Source organism: Aquabacterium sp. (assembly GCF_035476535.1).
Classification (GTDB): domain Bacteria; phylum Pseudomonadota; class Gammaproteobacteria; order Burkholderiales; family Burkholderiaceae_C; genus Pseudaquabacterium.
The window spans coordinates 77362-99469 of sequence record NZ_DATILJ010000225.1; the positions used below are offsets into that span (position 1 = coordinate 77362).

General features: G+C 68.6%; 17 protein-coding genes and 1 tRNA gene. 8 read left to right on the forward strand and 10 right to left on the reverse strand.

The annotated features are described in order from the left end of the window. The first annotated feature begins 72 nt into the window (after window positions 1-72). A complete protein-coding gene (locus VLK61_RS22445; RefSeq protein ID WP_325424129.1) occupies window positions 73-1461 on the forward strand; it encodes a phosphomannomutase/phosphoglucomutase in 1389 nt (462 codons plus the stop codon). Further along, window positions 1458-2774, forward strand: a complete 1317-nt coding sequence (locus VLK61_RS22450) for a 3-deoxy-D-manno-octulosonic acid transferase (RefSeq protein WP_325424131.1) — start codon at window positions 1458-1460, stop codon at window positions 2772-2774. Before VLK61_RS22445 ends, VLK61_RS22450 begins: the two co-directional genes overlap by 4 nt. A gap of 21 nt (window positions 2775-2795) precedes the next feature. Here the strand turns inward: VLK61_RS22450 and VLK61_RS22455 are convergent, their stop codons facing one another. The 7 genes from VLK61_RS22455 to VLK61_RS22485 form a co-directional block, all read right to left on the reverse strand. Continuing rightward, window positions 2796-3998, reverse strand: a complete 1203-nt coding sequence (locus VLK61_RS22455) for a DUF1501 domain-containing protein (protein WP_325424133.1) — start codon at window positions 3996-3998, stop codon at window positions 2796-2798. 17 nt (window positions 3999-4015) lie between these two features. Continuing rightward, window positions 4016-5389, reverse strand: a complete 1374-nt coding sequence (locus VLK61_RS22460; protein ID WP_325424135.1) for a DUF1800 domain-containing protein — start codon at window positions 5387-5389, stop codon at window positions 4016-4018. 81 nt (window positions 5390-5470) lie between these two features. Beyond that, the gene (locus tag VLK61_RS22465) at window positions 5471-6814 is read right to left on the reverse strand and encodes a TolC family outer membrane protein (protein ID WP_325424138.1); all 1344 of its coding nucleotides are present in this window, start codon (window positions 6812-6814) and stop codon (window positions 5471-5473) included. A gap of 245 nt (window positions 6815-7059) precedes the next feature. After that, window positions 7060-7713 (reverse strand): protein-L-isoaspartate O-methyltransferase family protein, encoded by a 654-nt coding sequence (locus VLK61_RS22470; protein WP_325424140.1) that lies wholly within the window; start codon window positions 7711-7713, stop codon window positions 7060-7062. A gap of 61 nt (window positions 7714-7774) precedes the next feature. Next, complete coding sequence (locus VLK61_RS22475; RefSeq protein ID WP_325424142.1) at window positions 7775-10927, reverse strand: efflux RND transporter permease subunit; 3153 nt, start codon at window positions 10925-10927, stop codon at window positions 7775-7777. Window positions 10928-10945: 18 nt separating this feature from the next. After that, window positions 10946-12112 (reverse strand): efflux RND transporter periplasmic adaptor subunit, encoded by a 1167-nt coding sequence (locus VLK61_RS22480; protein ID WP_325424144.1) that lies wholly within the window; start codon window positions 12110-12112, stop codon window positions 10946-10948. Then, a complete protein-coding gene (locus VLK61_RS22485; RefSeq protein WP_325424146.1) occupies window positions 12109-12780 on the reverse strand; it encodes a TetR/AcrR family transcriptional regulator in 672 nt (223 codons plus the stop codon). Before VLK61_RS22485 ends, VLK61_RS22480 begins: the two co-directional genes overlap by 4 nt. Window positions 12781-12908: 128 nt before the next feature. Between VLK61_RS22485 and VLK61_RS22490 the strand changes: the two genes are divergently transcribed. Beyond that, window positions 12909-13733: an undecaprenyl-diphosphate phosphatase gene (locus tag VLK61_RS22490; protein ID WP_325424148.1), complete on the forward strand. Its 825-nt coding sequence runs from the start codon at window positions 12909-12911 to the stop codon at window positions 13731-13733. Window positions 13734-13737: 4 nt separating this feature from the next. On the opposite strand, the gene trmB is transcribed toward VLK61_RS22490, so the two are convergent. After that, complete coding sequence (gene trmB / locus VLK61_RS22495; RefSeq protein WP_325424150.1) at window positions 13738-14460, reverse strand: tRNA (guanosine(46)-N7)-methyltransferase TrmB; 723 nt, start codon at window positions 14458-14460, stop codon at window positions 13738-13740. A 305-nt stretch (window positions 14461-14765) separates the two neighbouring features. Between trmB and dacB the strand changes: the two genes are divergently transcribed. From dacB to VLK61_RS22520, 5 genes are all read left to right on the forward strand, one after another. Then, window positions 14766-16127, forward strand: coding sequence for a D-alanyl-D-alanine carboxypeptidase/D-alanyl-D-alanine endopeptidase (dacB, locus tag VLK61_RS22500; protein WP_325424152.1), 1362 nt, complete (start codon window positions 14766-14768; stop codon window positions 16125-16127). An 882-nt stretch (window positions 16128-17009) separates the two neighbouring features. After that, window positions 17010-17083 (forward strand) — tRNA-Gly (locus tag VLK61_RS22505). A gap of 17 nt (window positions 17084-17100) precedes the next feature. Further along, window positions 17101-18729, forward strand: coding sequence for a group II intron reverse transcriptase/maturase (gene ltrA, locus VLK61_RS22510; RefSeq protein WP_325424154.1), 1629 nt, complete (start codon window positions 17101-17103; stop codon window positions 18727-18729). 290 nt (window positions 18730-19019) lie between these two features. Next, window positions 19020-19937, forward strand: a complete 918-nt coding sequence (locus VLK61_RS22515; protein ID WP_325424156.1) for a GGDEF domain-containing protein — start codon at window positions 19020-19022, stop codon at window positions 19935-19937. 14 nt (window positions 19938-19951) lie between these two features. Next, a complete protein-coding gene (locus tag VLK61_RS22520; RefSeq protein WP_325424158.1) occupies window positions 19952-20176 on the forward strand; it encodes a hypothetical protein in 225 nt (74 codons plus the stop codon). Window positions 20177-20180: 4 nt separating this feature from the next. Here the strand turns inward: VLK61_RS22520 and VLK61_RS22525 are convergent, their stop codons facing one another. Continuing rightward, window positions 20181-21659 carry an NAD-dependent succinate-semialdehyde dehydrogenase gene (locus tag VLK61_RS22525; protein ID WP_325424160.1) on the reverse strand — a complete coding sequence of 493 codons (1479 nt, stop codon included), beginning with the start codon at window positions 21657-21659 and terminating at the stop codon, window positions 20181-20183. A gap of 109 nt (window positions 21660-21768) precedes the next feature. After that, the coding region (locus tag VLK61_RS22530; protein WP_325424162.1) for an ABC transporter permease at window positions 21769-22108 on the reverse strand (340 nt) is incomplete at its 5' end.

The following is a 22108-nucleotide window of genomic DNA, read 5'->3' on the forward strand; positions in this document are numbered from 1 at the left end:
GCCGATTGCCGAAACACGGCCGCCGGGCCTCTCCTTAGAATCGCGCCTCTGTCCATAGATCGGAACGCCTTCATGCAAGTGCAAGCCTCGGCCTTCAAGGCCTATGACATTCGCGGCGTCGTTGGCAAGGGCATCGACGAGACTTTCGCCGAGCACCTGGGCCGCGCCTTCGGCAGCGAGGCCGTGAAGGCCGGCGAGCGCGCCGTGGTCGTCGGCCGCGATGGCCGCATGTCCGGCCCCGGCCTGGTGGCGGCGCTGATCCGCGGTTTGGCATCGACCGGGCTCGACGTGGTGGACATCGGCGCCGTGACGACACCGATGCTCTACTACGTGGCCGCCACGCGCGCCAAGCACGGCTGCACCAGCGGCATCCAGGTCACCGGCAGCCACAACCCCAAGGATTACAACGGCTTCAAGATGGTGCTGGCCGGCCGCGCGATTTATGGCGACGCGATCCAGGCGCTGCGCCAGCGCATCGAGAACGAAGACTATGTGACGGGCGCCGGCCGCAGCGCGACGATGGACATCCTGCCCGAATACCGTCAGCGCATCGTCGGCGACGCCAAGCTGGCGCGGCCGATGAAGGTGGTGATCGATTCCGGCAACGGCATTCCCGGCGCCACCGCGCCCGGCATCCTGCGCGCGCTGGGCTGCGAGGTGATCGACCTGTATTCCAAGGTCGATGGCGACTTCCCCAACCACCATCCGGACCCGAGCAAGCCCGAGAACCTGGCCGACCTGATCAAGGTGGTGCATGCCACCGATGCCGAACTGGGCCTGGCCTTCGACGGCGACGGCGATCGGCTCGGCATCGTCACCCGCGAGGGCAACATCATCTACCCGGACCGCCAGCTGATGCTGCTGGTGCGCGACGTGCTCACGCGCAACCCCGGCGCGACCATCATCTACGACGTGAAGTGCAGCCAGCGCCTGGCGCCGGTGATCCGCGAAGCCGGCGGCGTGCCGCTGATGTACAAGACCGGCCATTCGCTGATCAAGGCCAAGCTGGCCGAGGTCGGCGGGCCGATAGCGGGTGAAATGAGCGGCCACATCTTCATTGCCGAACGCTGGTACGGGTTCGACGACGCGATGTACACCGCCGCGCGCGTGCTCGAGATCCTGTCGCGCTCGGCCGACCCGAGCGCGGTGCTGAACGCGCTGCCCACCGCCTTCAACACGCCGGAGCTGAACGTGGCCTGTGCCGAAGGCGAGCCCGCGCTGGTCGTCGATGCGCTGCTGCGCACCGCGAAGTTCCCCGGCGCCGAGATCACGACCATCGACGGGCTGCGTGCCGACTACCCGGACGGCTTCGGCCTGATCCGCAGCTCCAACACCACGCCGGTGCTGGTGATGCGCTTCGAGGGCCACACGCCCGAGGCCTTGCACCGCATCGAGACCGATTTCATGGCCGCCTTGCGCGCCGTGAAGCCCGACGCGCAGATCATCGCGGCCGCGCATTGAGCACCGCCGCCGGCGTCACGCTCGGCATGTCGACCTACATCGTCCATCGCCTGGCCCGCGGGCTGTACGCGATGTTGCTGCGGCTGGGCCTGCCGCTGTACCTGTGGCGGCTGTGGCGGCGCGGCGCGCGCGAACCCTGGTACCGCAGGGCCTGGGGCGAGCGGCTGGGCTGGTATGGCGAAGCGGTGAAACCCGGCGCGCTGTGGCTGCATGCGGTGTCGCTCGGCGAGACGCGCGCCGCCGCCGCCTTGATCGAAGCGCTGCGCGAGCAGCAGCCGGGCCTGCGCCTGCTGCTCACGCATGGCACGGCGACCGGTCGCCAGGCCGGCAAGGCCTTGCTGCGCGAAGGCGACTTGCAGGCCTGGCTGCCCTATGACACGCCGGGCGCGGCGCGGCGTTTTTTGCGCCACTTCCAGCCCAGCGTCGGCGTGCTGATGGAAACCGAGCTGTGGCCCAGCCTGATGCGCGAGGCCGAGCGCCTGGGCGTGCCGATGGTGCTGGCCAATGCACGCCTGTCCGAACGCAGCGCGAAGCGCGGCCGTCGCTTGGCGGCACTGATGCACCCGGCCGCGCGGCGCCTGACCCTGGTGCTGGCGCAAACGCCGGCCGATGGTGGGCGGCTGCGTGATGCCGGCGCGCAGCAGGTGATGATCGGCGGCAACCTGAAGTACGACATGACGCCCTCGCCCAAGCTGCTGGCGCGTGGGCTGCAGTGGCGCCAGTCGCTGTCCCGCCCGGTGGTGCTGGCCGCGGTCACGCGCGAGGGCGAGGAACAGGCGCTGCTGGAGATCTGGCGCCAGCTGCCGCAGCCGCGGCCCTTGCTGATGATCGTGCCGCGGCATCCGCAGCGCTTCGACGAGGTTGGCGCGCTGGTGCTGGCGCTGGGCCTGACGCTGGTGCGCCGCCGCCAGTGGGTCGAGACGCCGCCGGCGAATGCCGAACAGGCCGACGTGTGGCTGGGCGACACCATCGGCGAAATGCCGCTGTACTACGCCTGCGCCGACGTGGCGCTGCTGGGCGGCAGCTTCGCGCCGCTGGGCGGGCAGAACCTGATCGAAGCGGCGGCCTGCGGCTGCCCGGTGGTGATGGGACCGCACACCTTCAATTTCTCGCATGCGTCCGAACAGTCGCTGGCCGCGCGGGCCTCGCTGCGCGCGGACGACCTGGCCAGCGGCGTGGTTGCGGCGCTGGCGCTGGCGCGCGACCCGCGGCGCAATGAATGGGTGCAGCGCGCCTTCGACTTTGCGGCCTCACACCGCGGCGCGGCGCAGCTGATGGCGCAGCAGGTGCTGGAGCTGCGGCGCGCAGTCTGAGGTCCGGCCGGGGCCGCGGGCTCAGCCGCGCAGCAGCGACAGCGGCGCCAGGCCGGCGGTGCCGGGCAGCACCTCGCGCTCGACGGTGCTGCGAGCCACCTGCAGGTGATCCTGCAGCACCGTCTTCAACACGGCCCGCAGGTCGGTGGTGATGCGCAGGTCGCGGCCCTCGAAGCGGTCCTTGGATGCCAGGCCCGGCCAATCGCCGAGCACACGACCGCCGCGCACCGTGCCGCCGAAGACGAAGGCCGCGCCGCCGCTGCCGTGGTCGGTGCCCTGCGTGCCGTTGATCGCCACTTCGCGGCCGAACTCGGTCATCACCAGCACGAGGCTGCGCTGCCACAGCCCGGGCGTGGCCTGCAGCCCGTCGCGCAAGGCGCCGAGCGCAGCGTCGAGCCCGCGCAGGTTGTTGGCCAGCGGACCCTGCGGCGAGACCTGGTTGGCGTGGCTGTCCCAGCCGCCCATCTCCAGCACGGCGGCCTGCGGGCCGTCCGGCCGCGCCAGGAACTGCGTGGCGCGCTGGGCCAGCGTCAGCGCCAGTGGCGGCCGTGCGGCACCGGCCACCATGCCGGCCAGGGTGTTGGCGGCCGGCATCGTGGCGCCGTCGGCACGCAGGCCGCGGGCGCGCATCAGCGCTTGCGACAGCGCGGCATCGCCCTCGTAGAGCTTCTCCAGCCGTGCCAGCAGTTCGGGCGCCGGGTCGGGCAGGGCGGAGGGCGCCCAGCTGTCGATCTCGGCCGGGCCGCGCAGCACCAGCGGCACGGCGGCCTGCAGCGCCAAGCCCTTGCTCTGCCGGCTGGCCAGCGCACGGCCCAGCCAGCCGGTGGTGATTTCGTGCGGCCGGCTGCCGCCGGATTCCAGCACCTGCTGGGCCTCGAAATGCGAGCGTTCCTTGTACGGCAGGCCGGTGGCCTGCACGAGGGCCAGCTCGCGCCGGCCGTACATCGCGTGCAGCTGCACCAGGGCCGGGTGCAGCGCGAAGAAACCATCCAGCGGCAGCGTGGGTTCGCCGAACTGCGCCAGCGCGCCGCGGGCCGGTGCAAAGGCCAGGTCGCCGAGGGCCGGCACGGCCGTGAGGCCATCGAGCCCGCCGCGCAGGATCACCAGCACCAGGCGGCCGCCCTCGGGCCGGCCGCTGCCGGCCAGGCTGAGCGTGCTCAGCGGTGCCAATGCCGCGGCGGCCAGCAGTTGCCGCCGGCCGATCATGTTGGACGCTATCGACATGAGAAGCTCCCAGGGGATCAGCGGCGCTGGAATTCCGGCGCCATCAACAGCAGCGCCAGCGCCTGCGGCGCATCCGATGCACGTTCGATCTGCTGGCGGCTGGCCGCGCCGAGCAGCGGCCCCAGGCTGGCCTCGGCGAGCTGGCGGGCATCGATCGTCGAGCCCAGGCGCTCGGCGACGCGGCTGGCCCATTCGATGCGCTGCCACAGCGCCTGGGGGCCAAGCCAGTCCTCGGCGCGGTCGGGCCAGCCGGCCGGCGAGGGCGCGGCATGCAGGCGCTGGCCCAGCGCCGCGAGGCCGGCATCCGGTGCACGGCTGGCCACGCGTTCCCCCAGACGCAACAGGCGTGCGGCCGAGACGACGAACTCTTCCGGCGTCTTCAGCTTGGCCGGCTGGGGCGCCCAGGCTTCGGGTGCATCGAGCAGGGCCCGGTAGAGCGTGGGCAGGTCGCCATCCGAGCGCTTGAAGGCCGTGGCCAGCCGGTCGACCAGCGCCGGCGGCGGCGCATCGGCGACGAAGTGCCGCGCCAGCTTGGTGGCGATGAAGCGGGCGGTCGACGGGTGGCGCGACAGGTCCTGCAGTACGGCCTCCAGCGCCTGCGGGCCCTCGGCATAGCGCCGGCCGAGCAGCGTCTTCGCGCCGGGCTCATGCCAGTTGGCGACGAAGCTGTTGACGGCGCCATCGGGGCCGGGGCCGGCGCCGCGCCAGCCGGTCAGCACCGCGGCAAACGCCAGGACGTCGGCTTGCGTGTAGCCGCCCCAGGGGCCGTAGGCGCCGCCGGCATCGGTGGCGCCCAGCGTGTGCAGCTCCAGCACTTCACGGGCCAGGTTCTCGTTCATGCCGGTGAGGCGCGGCGCCTCCATGCTGGCGTCGACACGGCTGCGGCGCGCCAGGCGCTGCACCACGCGGGATTGCGGCCCGGCCGACAAGTGGTTGTCCAGGTAGCGCAGCATCGCCGGGTGCGTGGTGCTGGCCGTCAGCAGGTCGGCAAAGCGGCCGGCGATGTGCGGGCGGATGGCTTCGCGCTCGAAGGCGCCGACCAGGCCGCGCGCGCTACCCTTGGCCAGCGACACGGTGAAGTGGTTGGTCCAGAACAGCGCCAGGCGTTCGGCGAACGGCCGCTGCGTGCTGGCCGCCGTGGCCAGCCGGGCGCGCTGATCGGCGATGATGCCGGCGCGCAGGGCCTCGCGGTAGTCCTCAACCCGCTGGCGGGCCTGGGCCTGCAACTGCAGGCCTCGGCTTGCACTGGGCAGGTCGGTGCCCCGCTGGGCATCGGCTGGGCCGATCTGGGCCAGCAGCCAGCCCCGGGCGTCGAGGCCGAGCAGCGACAGCGCGGGTTCACCCAGACCGAATCGATGGGCCGCAAGCGCGGCCTGCAGCGGCGAGTGCATCGTGATCTCCCGGGGGCAGCCACGGAAGTATCAGCGCGGCGCCCGCCGCCCGGTGTTGGCGGCGAGCAAAGAAATGAAAACTCAGCGTGCGAGCAGCGCGTCCACGGCCTGCACATCCTGCGGCTGCAGCTGGCCGGAGGCCTGGCGCAGCTTCAGGCTGTTGAGCACCACGTCGTAGCGGGCCTTGGACAGGTCGCGCTGGGTGGTGAACAACTGGGTCTGCGCGTTGAGCACGTCCAGATTCACCCGCACGCCCACCCGGTAGCCCAGCTGCGTGGCTTCGAGCGCCAACTTGCTGGATGATTCCGCGGCTTCCAGCGCCTTCACCTGGGCCTGCAGCGACTGCACGCCGAAGTAGGCCTGGCGCGTGCCCTGCGCCACACCGCGGCGGGCCGCTTCGAGGTCGTTGCGCGCCTTTTCTTCCAGCACCAGCGTTTCCTTGATGCGGTTCTGGACAAAGCCGCCGGAGAACAGCGTGTAGTTCATCTGCACGCCGATGGTGGCGTTCTTGCTGGTACCGGGCCGGCTGCCGGTGGCCGTCACGCCACTGCCGGTGTTGTGGCTGCCGCCGACCGAGCCGATCAGGTCCACCGTTGGCAGCTTGCCGGCCTGGGCCTTTTCGGTTTCGAGCTTGGCCACTTCCTGCGCCAGTCGGGCCCGGAGGATGCCGGGGTGGCGGTCGTCGGCCAGCGTCACCCATTCTTCGGCATTGGCCGGGCTCACCGCTGGCAGGGCCACCGGCACCGCCAGCGGCTTGGGCGCGATGCCGGTCTTGCCGACCAGTTGATCGAGCACGATGCGCTTGGTGCGCAGGTCGTTGTCGGCGGCAATTTCCTGCGCCGTGGCCAGGTCGAAGCGGGCCTGCGCTTCACGCGTGTCGGTGATCGTGGCGGTGCCGACCTCGAAATTGCGCTTGGCCGAGGCCAGTTGCTCGGCAATCGCCTTCTTGCTGGTTTGCGCCGTGCCCAGCGAATCCTGCGAGGCCAGCACGTCGAAGTAGGCCTGGGCCACGCGCACGATCAGGTCCTGCTCGGCGGTCTCCAGGTCGGCGCGCGACACCTGCAAGGCCCGTTCGGCCTGGGCGATGGTGGCCGTGTTGGCGCGGTTGAACAGCGGCTGCCGGGCCTGCACTGCCACCGATTGCGTGTTGGTGGTGAGGTTCTGGCCGGCCACCGGGTCGACCTTGGTGGTGGTGCCGCTGCCTTCGAGCGTGACGCCCGGCAGTCGCAGCGCGTCGGCCTGCGCGGCCTTGTACTGCGCCGAATCGGCCAGCGCCTTGGCGGCCAGGTAGGTGGCGTCGTAGGCGCGGGCCGCGTCGTACAGCTCCTTCAGGCTCTGCGCCTGGGCCGTGGCGCCCATCGTGACGAGTGCCAGGGCCAGGATCGTCAGGCGCGGGGTCGTGGGCCGCAGGTTCAGGCTGAACATGTACAAAATCCTCGGGTTGGATGTGTTGTGGGGACGTTCTCGAGCGCGGGCGCGTCTTGTGGACGCGTGGCGTGGGCGCCGATGCGGGCGTCGATGTGGGCGCGTTTGTACGTGGACGCCGCCGCCGGCGGCAACCCGAATGCGACGCACTGCCGGCTGCGGGCGCCGTGTCGACGCAAACCGCGGATGGGCGGCGTTCCTGCGGTGTCGGGCGGCAGACGCTGCATCGGGGCCGCGTCAGGTACTCAGAAGCTGAAACGCGTCGGCGCGTCGAAGCCCTGCAGGCGCAGCGCCACGGTGTCGAACAGCGCCACGCTCTTGAAATCGCGTTCGCCCTGCCGGGTGATCCTCACCGCGCGCATCATCGGCTCGCTGCCGACGATGCCGATCAGCCGGCCGCCGATCTTCAGCTGATCCAGCAACACCTGCGGCACCACGGCCACCGAGCCGGAGAGCACGATGGCGTCGAACGGCGCTTCATCGGCCAGGCCCTGTGCCCCATCGCCCAGGCGCACGCTGGCATTGTTGATGCCGGCGCGGCGCAAGTTGTCGGTGGCCATCTTCACCAGCGACAGGTGCAGCTCCAGCGACACCACCGATTGCGCGCGGTGCGCCAGCAGCGCGGCCATGAAGCCCGAGCCGGCGCCGACTTCCAGCACGCGCTCGTGGCGCAGCGCATGGGTCTCCTGCAGCAACCGGGCCTCGACGCGCGGGGCCAGCATGCATTGGCCTTCGGGCAGCGGCACCTCGGTGTCGACGAAGGCCAGCGCCTTGTAGGCCGGCGGCACGAAATCCTCGCGCCGCACCGTGGCCAGCAGCGACAGCACGCCGGCATCCAGCACATCCCAGGGGCGGATCTGCTGCTCGATCATGTTGAAGCGGGCCTGTTCGACATTCATGGCGCGGGTTCCTGCGGTCTTTTTGAAAAGGGGCAAATTCTATTTCGCCTGAGGGTTTGCACTATTCGGCCGGCAGCGCGGCGGCTACCGGCGGTGCAGGCCGCAGCCGGCGCTTGGCCCATTGCCCCAAGTCGTCGAGCCAGCAGTAGATCACCGGCACCACCACCAGTGTCAGCAGCGACGAGGTGATGACGCCGCCGATCACCGCCTGGCCCATCGGCGCGCGCTGCTCGGAGCCTTCGCTCAAGGCCAGCGCCAGCGGCAGCATGCCGAAGATCATCGCCAGCGTGGTCATCAGGATCGGCCGCAGCCGCACCTTGGCGGCGCGCAGCAGCGCGTCGTGGCGATTCAGGCCTTCGTCGCGGGCGCGGATGGCGAAGTCCACCAGCAGGATCGCGTTCTTGGTCACCAGCCCCATCAGCATGATCACGCCGATGATCGAGAACATGTTCAAGGTCGATCGCCAGAACAGCAGCGCCAGCACCACGCCGATCAGCGTCAGCGGCAATGACGACATCAGCGCCAGCGGCTGCAGGTAGCTGCGGAACTGCGAGGCCAGGATCATGTAGATGAAGACCACCCCCAGCGCCAATGCCGAGATCGCGAAGGCGAACGACTCCTGCATGTCCTTGGTCGAGCCGCCGAAGCGGTACGTGTAGCCCGGCGGCAGCGGGTAGGCCGCCATCACGCTGCGGATGTCGGCCGATACTTCGCCCAGGCCCCGGCCGCTGGTATTGGCCGTTATCTCCGATTCGCGGTTCAGGTCGCGCCGGTTGACCTGGTTGGCGCCGAAGCCGGGTTTCACATCGGCCACCTGCGACAGGCGCACGATGCGCATCGAGCCATCGGCATTGCTGCCGGCCACCACGCCCAGGCGTTCCAGGTCGCTCGGGTTGTTGCGCGAGCCCGGCGCCAGTCGCACCTTGACGTCGTAGTTCTGGTCGTCGGCGGCACGCCAGTCGCCCACCGTCTGGCCGGCCACCAGCGCGCGCAAGGTGCTGGTGATGCTGCCGACCGACAGGCCCAGGTCGGAGGCCGCATCGCGCCGCACCTCCACCGCCACCGTCGGCTTCTGCGGCTTCATGCTGGTGTCCAGGTCGACCAGGCCTGGCACCGGCGCCAGACGGGCCATCAGGTCGGTGGTCAGGCGCTGCAAGGTGGCCAGGTCCGCACCCTGGATCGACAGCGAGATCGGCTTGTTGCCGCCCACCGCATCGAGCAGGCCGACGTGCGTGACGGTGATGCCCGCCACGTGCGCCAGGCGTTCGCGCAGCGGCACCGACATCTGGTCGACGTTGCGTGTGCGTTCCTTGCGATCGACCAGCCGCACGTAGAAGCTGACGTAGTTGCGGCCCTGGGCCTGGCCGGTGTTGATGGTCGACAGCGTGTAGCGCACTTCGGGCATCTCGCGCAGGATGGTGTCGACCTGGCGCGCGCGCTGTTCGGTGGTTTCCAGCGCCGTGCCCACCGGCGTGTAGAAGGTGAGCGAGGTTTCCGAGTAGTCGGCCTTGGGCACGAACTCGGTGCCGAGCAGGGGCATCAGCACGAAGCTGCCGACCAGGCTGGCGACGGCGATGCCGATGGTGGCGAGCTTGTGCGTCAGCGCCCAGTCCAGCGTGGCGACATAGGCGTCGCCGAGCTTGTGCGAGATACGGTCGACCCAGTGCGTCACGCGGCCCAGCGTGTGGTCGTAGAACGAGCGCGGCTGGAACGGCTGACCCTCGCGGTCGATGGCAGGGTCGTGCCACACCGAGCTGAGCATCGGGTCCAGCGTGAAGCTGACGAACATCGAGATCAGCACCGCGGCGACGATGGTGATGCCGAACTCGTGGAAGAACTTGCCGATGATGCCGCCCATGAAGCCGATCGGCAGGAACACCGCGACGATCGACAGCGTCGTGGCCAGGACAGCCAGCCCGATCTCGTTGGTACCGGCCAGCGCGGCATCGTGTGCGCTCTTGCCCATCTGCACATGGCGCACGATGTTCTCGCGCACGACGATGGCGTCGTCGATCAGCAGGCCCACGCACAGGCTCATCGCCATCAACGTGACCATGTTGATCGAAAAGCCGAACGCGTACATGAACAGGAAAGTGCCGATCAGCGCGATCGGCAAGGTCAGCCCGGTGATGACGGTGGAGCGCCAGCTGTTGAGGAACAGGAAGACGATGCCGATGGTCAGCAGCGCACCTTCGAGCAGCGTGCGCTTGACGTTGGCCACCGAGACGCGGATGGCGCGCGAGTTGTCGCGCACCACTTCCATCACCATGCCCTTGGGCAACTGGGTTGACAGCTGGCTGCTGACGCGCAGCAGGCCGTCGACCACTTCGATGGTGTTTTCGCCCTGGCTCTTCTGCACCTCCAGCGCCAGCGTGCGCCGGCCGTTGTAGAGCGCGAGGGTTTCGACTTCCTCCGGGCCGTCGACCACCTCGGCAACCTGGGACAGCCGCACGGGTTGGCTGTTGCGACGGGCGACGATGATGTTGCGCAGGTCTTCCGGATGCTTCACGCGGCCCTGGATCTGCACGCTGCGTTCACTCTCCTTCGAGCGCAGGCTGCCGGCCGGCAGGTCCTGGTTCTCGGTGCGCACGGCGCTCATCACCGTGTCGACACCGACGCCGAAGGCCTCCATCGCCTGGGGCTTCAGGTAGATGTTGATCTCGCGCTTGACACCGCCGACCAGCGTCACCGAACCGACGCCGGGCACCACTTCCAGGCGCTTTTTCACCAGCTGGTCGGCATAGGTGGTGAGCTCCTGCACGCTGCGCGACCCATCGGGGGAGGTCAGCGCCAGCGAGAAGATCGGCCGTGCCGCCGGGTCGAAGCGCGAGACCCGCGGCTCCTTGACCTCGTCGCGAAAGTTGGCCTTGATGACCGAGAGCTTTTCGCGCACGTCGTCGGCCGCCTTGCGGCCATTGACGTCCAGGTTGAACTGCACGATGACGACCGACACGCCCTCATAGCTGCGCGAGAACAGCTGGTTGATGCCGGCAATGGTGTTGACGGCTTCTTCGACCTTCTTCGTGACTTCGGACTCGACGATCTCGGGCGACGCGCCGGGGTAGTCGACCTGTACCACGACGGTGGGGAAGTCGATGTCCGGGAACTGGTCGACCTTCAGCCGCTGGTAGCTGAACAGGCCCAGCACGACGAAGGCCAGCATGACCATCACGGCCATCACCGGGTTGGCGATCGAGACACGGGTGAACCACATGGCCGCTGATCTTGTGAACTAGCGGGAAGCGGCAGCAGCCGACGCGGCCACCGGCAGCATGCCGCTGATGCGCACCGGCACGCCGCCAGCCACCAGGCCGGCGGCGGCGGCGAGCACCTGATCGCCTTCGACCAGGCCGCCCAGCACCTCGACGACTTCGGTGCCCTGCGCGCGACCGCGCGCGCCCAGCTGCAGCGCGCGCCGCTCGGTGCGGCCCGCGGCCACGCGGATGGCGTAGGGCTGGGCCTGGTCGCTGCGCAGCGCCGAGGCCGGGATCACCAGCGCGTCCTTGCGGTCCAGCTCGATCCAGCCGCGCACGAACAGGCCCTGGCGCAAGCTGGGATGCGGCTGCACCGCCAGGTAGGCCGGCACGGCGCGCGAGCCGGCCTGCGCGCTGGGGTTGATGCGCACCACCTTGGCGGCGATCGGCTCGCTGCTGCCGTCGATCATCAGCCGCGCCGGGCTGCCGACGCGCAGCGCGGCGGCGTCTTCCGGCGGAATGGCGGCTTCGACTTCCAGCTGCGACAGGTCGACGATCTCCAGCAGCTTGGCATCCACTGCCACGCGTTCGCCGGCCTGGGCCAGGCGCTGCGACACCAGGCCACCAATCGGCGCGGTGATCGTGGCGTCGGCGCGCGATTTGCGCGCCAGTTCCACGGCGGCCAGCGCCGCCTGCAGCGTGGCCTGTGCGCCGGTTTCAGTGGAGATCGACGTCTCCAGCGCGGTCGGCGAGATGAAGCCCTGCGCCACCAGTGCCTTGCTGTTGGTGAGCTGGCGCTGCGCAATCTCCAGCTGCGACCGGGCCGCGGCGGCCTGCTGCTCGGCCTGGCGCAGCCGCCAATCGAATTCTGTGGTGTCCAGCTGCGCCAGCACCTGGCCGGCCCGCACGCTGTCGCCCTCGCGCACGCCCAGCGACAGCAGTTCGGCGGCGACCTTGGCCTTGACGAAGGCGCTGTTCACGGCCTTCAGGCTGCCCGACACCTCCAGCCCGTGGGCCAGTGGCTGGCGCGACAGCGTGATCAGGTCTTGCGGCGCCAGCTCCAGCATCTGCGCGGCGGCCGATGCAGCGCCGGCCACCGGCGCCGTGGCGGTAGCGCGCCGCGACTGGATGGCCCGGCCCACGCCGGCACCCAGCAGCAGCACCGCCAGTGCGGCCACGGCCCATCGTTTCCAGTGGATCGTCATGGGGGTGTGTCGTCCGTGGGTTGGCGGGTCGCGGGCTGGCACAGCCCGTCGAGCACCAGCTGCACATGCTGGCGGATGAACGCGTTGCCATCCAGGCTGTGCTGTTCGCCCATGCCGCAGGCGCCGATCGAATGTTTGTGCACGCAGATCATGATCAGCGGCAGCACCAGCGAATGCACGGCCACGTCCACATCGACCGGCCGGAACTCGCCTTGCGCAATGCCGCGTTGCACGATGCCGCCCAGCAGGTGGTGCGCCGGCTCCACCACCTCGTGGATGTAGAACTCGGAGATTTCCGGGAAGTTGCGCACCTCGGTGATCACCAGCTTGAACACCGCGCCGGCGGGGCTGTTGTAGATGTGCTCCCACCACTCGCACAGCACGACGCGCAGCAGCTCGCTGGCGCTGCCGCTGAACGCGGCCACCTGGGCGGCGCCTTCGGCAATGCGCTCGGACAGGTTGTGTGTGATGACCGCACGCAGCAGGTCTTCCTTGCTCTGGAAGTACAGGTACAGCGTGCCCTTGGAAACACCGGCGCGCACCGCTACTTCTTCGGCACGCGTGGCGGCGAAGCCCTTTTCGACGAAGAGCTCGAGTGCGGCATCCAGAAGCTCCTGCGGGCGGGCTTCCTTGCGGCGGCGGCGGGGGGAGGGATCGGTTGTGGACATGAATTACTGACTGACTGGTCAGTAATATAAGGGGCCGAAGCCCGCCGGTCAACCGCGAGGCAGGCCGCGGCAGGCTTCAGCGCTGAAGTGCCTCGCTATGATCCGCAGCTTTTCAAGAGGGAGCGGCCGTGGATCTCGTGTTGTTGCTGAAGGCCGCGATCATGGGCATGGTCGAAGGGCTGACCGAGTTCCTGCCGATCTCGTCCACCGGCCACCTGATCCTGACCGGCTCCTTGCTGGGCCTGACCGACGAGCGCAGCAAGGTGTTCGACATCGCGATCCAGACCGGTGCCATCATCGCCGTGATCATCGTCTACTGGCAACGCCTGCGCGACGCCGTGCTGCAACTGCCGGCCAGCTCGCAGGCGCGGCGCTTTGTGGCCAACGTGGCCATCGGCTTCCTGCCCGCCGTGGTGCTGGGCCTGCTGTTCGGCAAGCTGATCAAGGCGCACCTGTTCAACGCGCCGGTGGTGGCCAGCACCTTCATCCTCGGCGGGCTGATCATCCTGTGGGCCGAACGCCGGCCGGCGACCAGCGTGCGGCTGGCGGAAGTGGAGCAGATGGGGCCCATGGACGCCTTGAAGGTGGGCCTGGTGCAGTGCCTGGCGATGATTCCCGGCACCAGCCGTTCCGGCGCGACCATCATCGGCGGCATGCTGCTGGGCCTGTCGCGCAAGGCGGCCACCGACTTCAGCTTCTTCCTGGCGATCCCGACGCTGATCGGTGCCGGTGCCTACAGCCTGTACAAGGAACGCAGCCACCTGGTGGCGAGCGATGCGCCGATGTTCGTGGTCGGCCTGATCGTCTCGTTCCTGTCCGCCTGGGTCTGCGTGCGCTGGCTGCTGCGCTACATCGCCACGCACTCCTTCAACGCGTTTGCGTGGTACCGCATCGCTTTCGGCGGCGTGGTCTTGCTGACCTACTACACCGGCTGGGTGACCTGGGCGGATTGAGCGTTCAGCGCCGCACGAACACCAGATCCCACACGCCATGGCCCAGGCGCTGGCCGCGGGCTTCGAACTTGGTCAGCGGGCGCATGTCGGGCCGCGGTGCGTAGCCCTCGGCAGTGTTGACCAGCAGCGCTTCGTCGCTCAGCACCTGCAGCATCTGCTGCGCATAGTCTTCCCAGTCGGTGGCGCAATGCAGCCGCCCGCCGGGCTTCAGGCGCGAAGCCAGCAGGGCCACCAGCGGCGGCTGGATCAACCGGCGCTTGTGGTGGCGCTTCTTGTGCCAGGGGTCGGGAAAGTAGACGTGCACGCCGTCCAGCGAGGCCGGCGCCAGCATCTGCTGCAGCACCTCTACCGCGTCGTGCTGCACCAGCCGCAGGTTCTGCAGGCCGCGCTCGCCGATCAGCCGCAGCAACGCACCGACGCCGGGCTCATGCACTTCGACCCCCAGGAAGTCGGTGCCGGGCTGCGCCGCGGCGATCTGCGCGGTGGCGTCACCCATGCCGAAGCCGATCTCCAGCACCAGCGGCGCCCGGCGGCCGAACACCGCGGCGGCATCCAGTGGCTGGGCCTGAAACGGCAGCCGGTACTGCGGGCCCAGGGTCTGCAGCGCGCGCTGCTGGCCGGTGCCCATGCGGCCGGCGCGCAGCACGAAGCTGCGCACGGGCCGCCGGGGATGGGGCTTCGAATCTGGGGGGGTATCGGCCGGGGCCGTGATGTCGTGCTCGCTCATCGGTTCATCTGGGGACGCGACATGCCTTTGTTCCATAGATCGCCTTGGTGTGCAGGCTCTAGTCTGGCGAGGTGCAGGATTTTGCCCCACCCCCCACCCCGCCTGGCCGACCGGATGCCGATCGCCGGCGCTGGCTGCTGGCCGCGGCCGCTTGGCTGGGCGGCGGCGCAGCGGAAGCGGCGACTCTTGGCCGTCCCTCGGCGGCCGCGCCCGAGCAGGCCTTGGCGGGCGCAGCGGCCCGGCCCGCTTCCGCCGCGTCGGCCAGCGGAGTGGACTGGAGCGGCGTGCCCGCGGCGCTGCGGCCCATGCTCAGCAGCTCGGGCCTGCCCATCAGCAGCATCGGCGTGCAAGTGCAGGAGGTCGACGGCCGCAGCCGCATGCTGGCGACCTTGAACGCCGAGCTGCCCTACCAGCTGGCCTCCACGGCCAAGGTGGTGACCTCGCTGGCGGCGCTGGACATGCTGGGCGCGCACTACCGCTGGCGCACCTATGCCTTCCTGAATGGCTCGCTGGACCGCGGGCGCCTGCTCGGCGATCTGCTGATCGTCGGTGGCGGCAACTCGCAGTTGCGCTCGGCCGATCTGCGGGCCTGGTTCCAGCGCATGCAGACCGAGGGCCTGCAGGAGGTCTGCGGCAACATCGTGCTCGACCGCTTCGCGTTCCGCCTGCACGACGGCGATCACGCCAACACACCGCCACCGGCCTCGGACCGGCCGCACCATTCGCGCCCGGATGCCTTCACGCTGGACGAAGGCGTGCTGCAGGTGACGGTGCAGAACGGCCCGCGCGGCAAGCCGGTGGTCAGCCTGTCGCCGCCGCTGGCCGGCATGCAGGTGATCACCGAGATCAGCGGGGGTGGCTGCGCGGTGTGGGCGCAGCCGGCATCGGCCCCGGCGAAGTCCGACCCCGGCACGCCGGCGCTGGCCGTGCGCGGGCAATGGGCGCCGGGTTGCGGCTCGCGCGAGCTGTCGCTGGCGCCGCTGTCGCACGAAGAGTTCACCGTGCGGGCCGTCGAAGGCCTGTGGCGCGAAGCCGGCGGCCGGCTGAAGGGCCGCGTCATCGACAAGCGCGCGCCGGACCGCGAATCGCTGCTGCCCATTGGTCCGGACGGTGATTCGCAACTGCCATTTTCGGTGCACCTGTCGGACACCTTGCCGCAGGTCATCCGCGAGATCAACAAGACCAGTGACAACATGGCGGCACGCAACCTGATGCTGTCGCTGGTGCGCGGTTTCCCGACCCGCGCGGCCACCATGATCGAAGCCCGACAGCGCGTGGACGGCTGGCTGATGCGCCAGGGCCTGCAGCCCGGCGACATCTCGCTGGAGAACGGCTCGGGCCTGTCGCGCGGCGAGCGCGGCAAGCCGCGGGCGATGGTGCAGTTGCTGCGCAATGCCTGGGTCTCGCAGCAGGCGCAGGCCTTCATCGACTCCTTGCCGATCGCCGGCATCGACGGCACGCTGGCCCACCGCATGACCAGCGGCAAGGCCACCGGCGCGGCGTTCCTGAAGACAGGCACCTTGCTCGACACCCGCGCGCTGGCCGGCTACGTGAAGTCGGTCAGCGGCAAGACCTATGCACTGGCCGCACTGGTCAACCACCCCGAGGCCACGCGTGCACTGCCGACGCTGGACGGCCTGATCGAATGGGTCGCCCGAAACGGGTGATAATCGCGCCCCTCGGCGGGTGTAGTTCAATGGTAGAACGGCAGCTTCCCAAGCGTGCGACCTGAGAGTCGCGTCCGGTCCAGCTGATGGCCGGCCACACCGCTGATGCGAGAGCATCAATCAAGTGTGGGAAAGCAGCCCTAGAGCTGCGGTCCTTCGGGGCCGCATGATCAGGTGAAAGCCTGATCGAGCACGGCCCTCGGGCCGTAGGCCTCGGGAAACCGAGGTCGGGTTGTTCACGCGGTGCAAGCCGTGTGATGAGTTGTTGCCCAGGCGGGAGCCTGTCTGCAACCTGGCGTTCAGCCGCCAGTAGCCTAGGTGTAGTGCGGGACCGGCAACGGTCTCGTGCCGAGCGCACTGACAACGTAGCCACCCGAGCGGGTACATGATGCCCGTGAGGGTCATCGTGTGATTCTGGGAGTCGAACCCGGATGAGGCGCAAGGCTGGGTCAAAGGACCAACGTACGTGAACCGCTGATAAATGCCGTCAAGCATGAACGAGCCAAATCGACTGACAGGCTCGAACCAAAACGGTACGCGACCGGTTGTCTCCCTGCTTGGTGGGGACACGCTGACAAGACGGTCGTCGGCAGAAAGGCGGGGTCCTCCTGACTCGTGCTCATCGCACGGAACAGGGTAAGCCCGTAGCTGCGTCGGGCCGCAAGGCACGACAAGCCCGGTTGTAAGATCGGGTGCATCGGTTGCGGGTAGAGGATCGCGGAGAAAGCGAATGTCGGGCTGTAATGGTCCGGATAGGGGATGCAATGATTGCCCCGGCCTGAAAGGGCGCTGACTTCCGCGTGGTGGCCTGTCGCGAGACAGGTCTGCTCCAACCATCCCGAGGGGATCAGCCCTTCGGGGCTGTCCATCCTTCGGGACCGGGCGGGTGTAGCTCAATGGCAGAGCAACGGCTTCCCAAGCCGATGACGAGGGTTCGATTCCCTTCACCCGCTCCACGTCAACGGAGGTTGATATGGACGCAAGTGATTGCGATGTCGCCTCCACCAACTGGACGCACTGGCACGACATACCGTGGCAGGACGCGCATCAGGTGGTTGGAAGGCTGCAGGCAAGAATCGCGAGAGCAGCGAAGGCAGGCGACTGGCGCAATGTCAGAAGCCTGCAGAGACTCCTCACCCGCTCGCTGAGCGCGAAAGCGCTGGCGGTCAAGCGGGTCACCGAGAACCGGGGTCGCAAGACCCCGGGTATCGACCGGCAGACATGGAGTACTCCGGAGGAGAAGTGGCAGGCGGTCGGCACCTTGCACCACAAGGGCTACAAGCCGAAGCCGATGAGACGGGTCTACATCCCGAAAGCGAATGGTGAACGGCGCCCCCTGGGCATCCCCACCATGCGCGACCGGGCCATGCAAGCGCTGCACCTGCTGGCGCTCGACCCGACCGCGGAGACGACTGGCGATGCTCACTCCTACGGCTTCCGCCGTGAGCGCTCGACGGCCGATGCGATCGTCCAGGTGCGCAATGCGCTTGGACGAAAGCATTCGCCGACCTGGGTGCTGGAAGGAGACATCAAAGGTTGTTTCGACAACATCAGTCATGAGTGGCTTCTCGCCCACGTCCCCATGGACAAGGGCGTGTTGCGCAAGTGGCTGAAAGCCGGGTACTTCGAGGGCAACACCCTCTTCCCGACAGAGAGCGGAACACCGCAGGGCGGGATCATCTCGCCCGTTCTGGCGAACCTGGCCTTGGACGGCCTGCAGAGCAAGCTGGCGGAGCTCTTCCGCACGGTGCGCGAGGCACGGACGGCCAAAGTCAACTTCGTGCGTTACGCCGACGACTTCATCATCACCGGCACCTCGCGAGAGTTGCTGGAGGAAAGGGTGAAGCCGATCGTGCAGGAGTTCATGCGCGAGCGCGGGCTCGAACTCTCGGAGAAGAAGACGCTGATCACGCAAGTGACCGACGGCTTCGACTTCCTGGGATGGACGGTCCGCTGGCAAGGTCGCATGCTGTTGACGCAGCCGTCGAGGAAGAACGTCAAGAACTTCCTTGAGAAGGTCCGAGGAACACTGCGGGAGATGCGCACGGCCCGACAGGCCGACGTGATCGACAAGCTCAACCCGGTCATCCGGGGCTGGGCGAACTATCACCGAAGCCAGATGGCCACGCGCACGTTCGCGAAGACCGACCATCGAATCTGGCAGGCGCTGTGGCGCTGGGCCCGCCGTCGACACCCCAACAAGGGTGAACGATGGATCAAGGCCCGGTACTTCCGGCGTGTCGACGGACGAGATTGGCGGTTTGCAGAGAAGGACAAGGCGCTGGCGACCCTGACGAGCTTCCACAAGAAGCCCCACGTCAAGATCGACGGCAGCCGAAATCCGTACAGCCCGGAAGACGAGGACTACTTCGACGCGCGCCTTGCGCGCAAGATGGCGTCCGACCTGAAGGGCCGCCGGAAGCTGGCGTGGCTGTGGTACTGGCAGGAAGGGCTGTGTCCGTGCTGCAACCAGAAGATCACGAAAGCGACGGGGTGGCACATCCACCACGTCGTCAAGCGATCGGAAGGCGGGTCGGAGCAGATGAGCAACCTGCAACTGCTTCATCCGAACTGCCATCGGCAACACCACGCCAACGAGTGAGTCAGGGGTACGACCGAAGGCCCCGGAAACTTTGCAGCGGTCGCCATCGCCGGAAACGGCTGACGACTTTCAGGCTGCTTGAGCCGGATGCGGGGAAACTCGCACGTCCGGTTCTTAGGGGAGGAACACGCCGCGAGGCGTGTTCCTTACCCGACTTCATACGAGGGTTCGATTCCCTTCACCCGCTCCAAACGCAAAAGAGGCCCTGCTGGGGCCTCTTTGCATTTGGGTGGACGCTCGGGTAGATCCGCCTGCATCAAAGCTGTCGACTCGGGCATCATCCTCCGGCGATGAACGACCCGATCCAACTTCTGTACCTCGGCACACAGGTGCCCGACCTCACGACATCGGCCTACGGCCCTTTCGTCGTGACGGCGGTATCCAGCCTGGAAGAGGTTTCCCGCACGCTCGATGCGCAAACCTGCGACGCGCTGGTGCTGAAGTTCGACGCGCCCGAAGGCAGCAGCACGCTGGCCGGTTGGAGCGGCTTGTCACGGGCGGTGCTGGATGCCGCGCTGGTGGTCGTTGCCCCCGAGCCCGACAGCGGCGATGCCTTGCGCTTGCTGCGCCTGGGCGCCCAGGATGTGCTGCCGTTGCGCGAGGCGTCGGCCGATGCCACCGCACGCGTGGTGCGCCTGGCCGTCGAGCGCAAGCGCGTCGAGCGCGCGGCGCGCAAGGCCTACGCCACCGATCTGTCCACCGGCCTGCCCAACCATGCGCAGTTGATGGAGCACATGACCCACCTGCTGGCGCTGCGTGAACGAGAGCCGGCGGCGATGGCGGTACTGGCGGTGCGCCTCGATGGCCTGGCCGCGACCGAAGCGCGCTGGGGCACCGAAGCCGCCAATGTGCTGCGCCGCAAGGCGGCGGTGCGGTTGCGCTCCGGCCTGCGCGCGAGCGACGTGGTGGCTTCGCTGGGCGGCGACAGTTTTGCCGTGCTGCTGGCCTGGATCGATGACCAGGCCGCGGCCGATGGCGTGGCGGCCAAGCTCGGCCAATCGCTGCGCCGGCCGTTCAGCGTGGCCGGCCACGAACTGACGCTGGGTGTGAGTGTCGGTGTCGGCCAGTATCCTGCCCATGGCAAGGAAGCCGATGCGCTGCTGCGCAAGGCGCTGGCCCAGGCCGCCGGCATGGCCGGCAGCGGGCCGGGCGGCCTGGGCCGGCGCACCGAACGGCACGGTGCACCGGCGGCCAACGACGAGGGCTGATCGGCGGCTCGCCGTTGCCGGTGCCTCGTTGCTACGGGGCCAAGGTGATGCGCGGCACGGCGCCGGCGCCGGTGATCGCCATCGACCTGCAGATCGACGCGGCGAGCGACACCGCCTGGCTGGGCATGGGCGCGGTGCTGGAAAGCCACCGCCGCCATGGTGGGCAGGGCGCCTTGATGGCCCGCTGCGGCTTCGTCAGCGTGGCCTCGCGCCTGAACTTCGCGGCGCCGCGTACTTGATCTGCTACTTCAGAATGTCGCCGAGGCACAGATACTTGACCTCGACGTAATCGTCGATGCCTTGCCGCGCACCCTCGCGGCCCAGGCCGGACTGCTTGACGCCGCCAAAGGGTACTTCGGCCGTCGAGATCAGGCCGGTGTTGATGCCGACCATGCCGTACTCCAGCGCCTCGCCGACACGGAAGACACGGCCGATGTCGCGGCTGAAGAAGTAGCTCGCCAGGCCGAACTCGGTGGCATTGGCCGCGGCGATGGCTTCAGCCTCCGTCGAGAAGCGAAACACCGGCGCCACCGGGCCGAAAGTCTCTTCCTTTGCGCACAGCATGTCCGACGTGACATCGGCCAGCACCGTCGCCGTGTAGAAGCGCTCGCTGATCTTGTGGCCGCCGACGACCACCCGCGCACCCTTGCCGACCGCATCGGCGACATGGCCCTCGACCTTGACCAGTGCCGCATCGTCGATCAGCGGCCCCTGGTTCACGCCGGGCTCGAAACCATTGCCGACCTTGATGCCCTGGACCTTGGCGGCCAGCTTCTCGACGAAGGCGTCGTACACGCCGTCCTGCACATACAGGCGGTTGGCGCAGACGCAGGTCTGGCCGGCATTGCGGTACTTGCTGGCCATCGCGCCTTCGACCGCGCTGTCGATGTCGGCATCGTCGAACACGATGAAGGGCGCGTTGCCGCCGAGTTCCAGCGAGAGCTTCTTGATCGTCGACGCGCATTGCCGCATCAGGATGCGGCCGACCTCGGTGGAGCCGGTGAAGGACAGGTGGCGGACCACGTCGCTGGAGCACAGCACCTTGCCGATCTCGATCGAGTTGTCGCCATCGGCGGTGATGATGTTCAGCACGCCGGCCGGCATGCCGGCGCGCTGCGCCAGTTCGGCCACCGCCAGTGCCGACAGCGGCGTCTGCTCCGCCGGCTTGATCACCACCGTGCAGCCGGCGGCCAGCGCCGGCGCCACCTTGCGCGTGATCATCGCGATCGGAAAATTCCACGGCGTGATCGCCGCGCAGACGCCGATCGGCTGCTTGATGACCAGGTAGCGCTTGTTGTTGTCGGTGCTCGGGATGGTCTCGCCGTAGATGCGCTTGGCCTCTTCGGCGAACCATTCGATGAAGCTGGCGCCATAGCCCACTTCGCCGCGCGCTTCGGCCAGCGGCTTGCCCTGCTCGGCAGTCATGATGCGGGCCAGGTCGTCGGCATGCTGGTTCAACAGCGCGAACCACTTCATCATGATCGCCGCGCGTTCCTTCGCCGTCTTGGCGCGCCAGGGCGCCCAGGCGCGTTCGGCGGCGACGATGGCGTTGTGGCAATCCACCGGCCCGAGATTGGCGACGTCGGCCAGCTTCAGGCCGGTGGCCGGGTCGTTGACCGCAAAACGTGTCTGGCCAGCGGCCCATTCACCGCCGATCAGTGCATCGGTCTTCAGCAGGCCGGGGTCGTTCAGGGTCGCCAGCGGCGAACTGCTCATGTCCATGGTCCATCTCCGAGAGGGTTTCGCCGCACTCTAGCGGGAACTGCTGGCTTGCAAGCGGGCGGGAACTGCTTGCTTGCAAGCGAGGGGGGGCGGCTTGCCCGCAAGCCCGTCAGGCCCGCCGCCCGCGGATCCATTCGAGCACCAGCATCAAGCCGGTGGTGAAGATCGTCAGCAGCGTGGCCACCGCGGCGATCGTCGGGTTGATGTTCTCGCGGATGCCGGTGAACATCTGCCGCGGCAGCGTGACCTGCTCCGGGCCGGCGATGAACAGCGTCACCACGACCTCGTCGAACGAGGTCGCGAACGCGAACAGCGCGCCCGAGATGACGCCGGGCGCGATGACCGGCAGCGTGACGCGGAAGAAGGTCGTGATCGGCGACGCCCCCAGGCTCAGCGAAGCGCGCACCAGGTTGTGGTTGAAGCTCTGCAAGGTGGCCAGCACGGTGGTG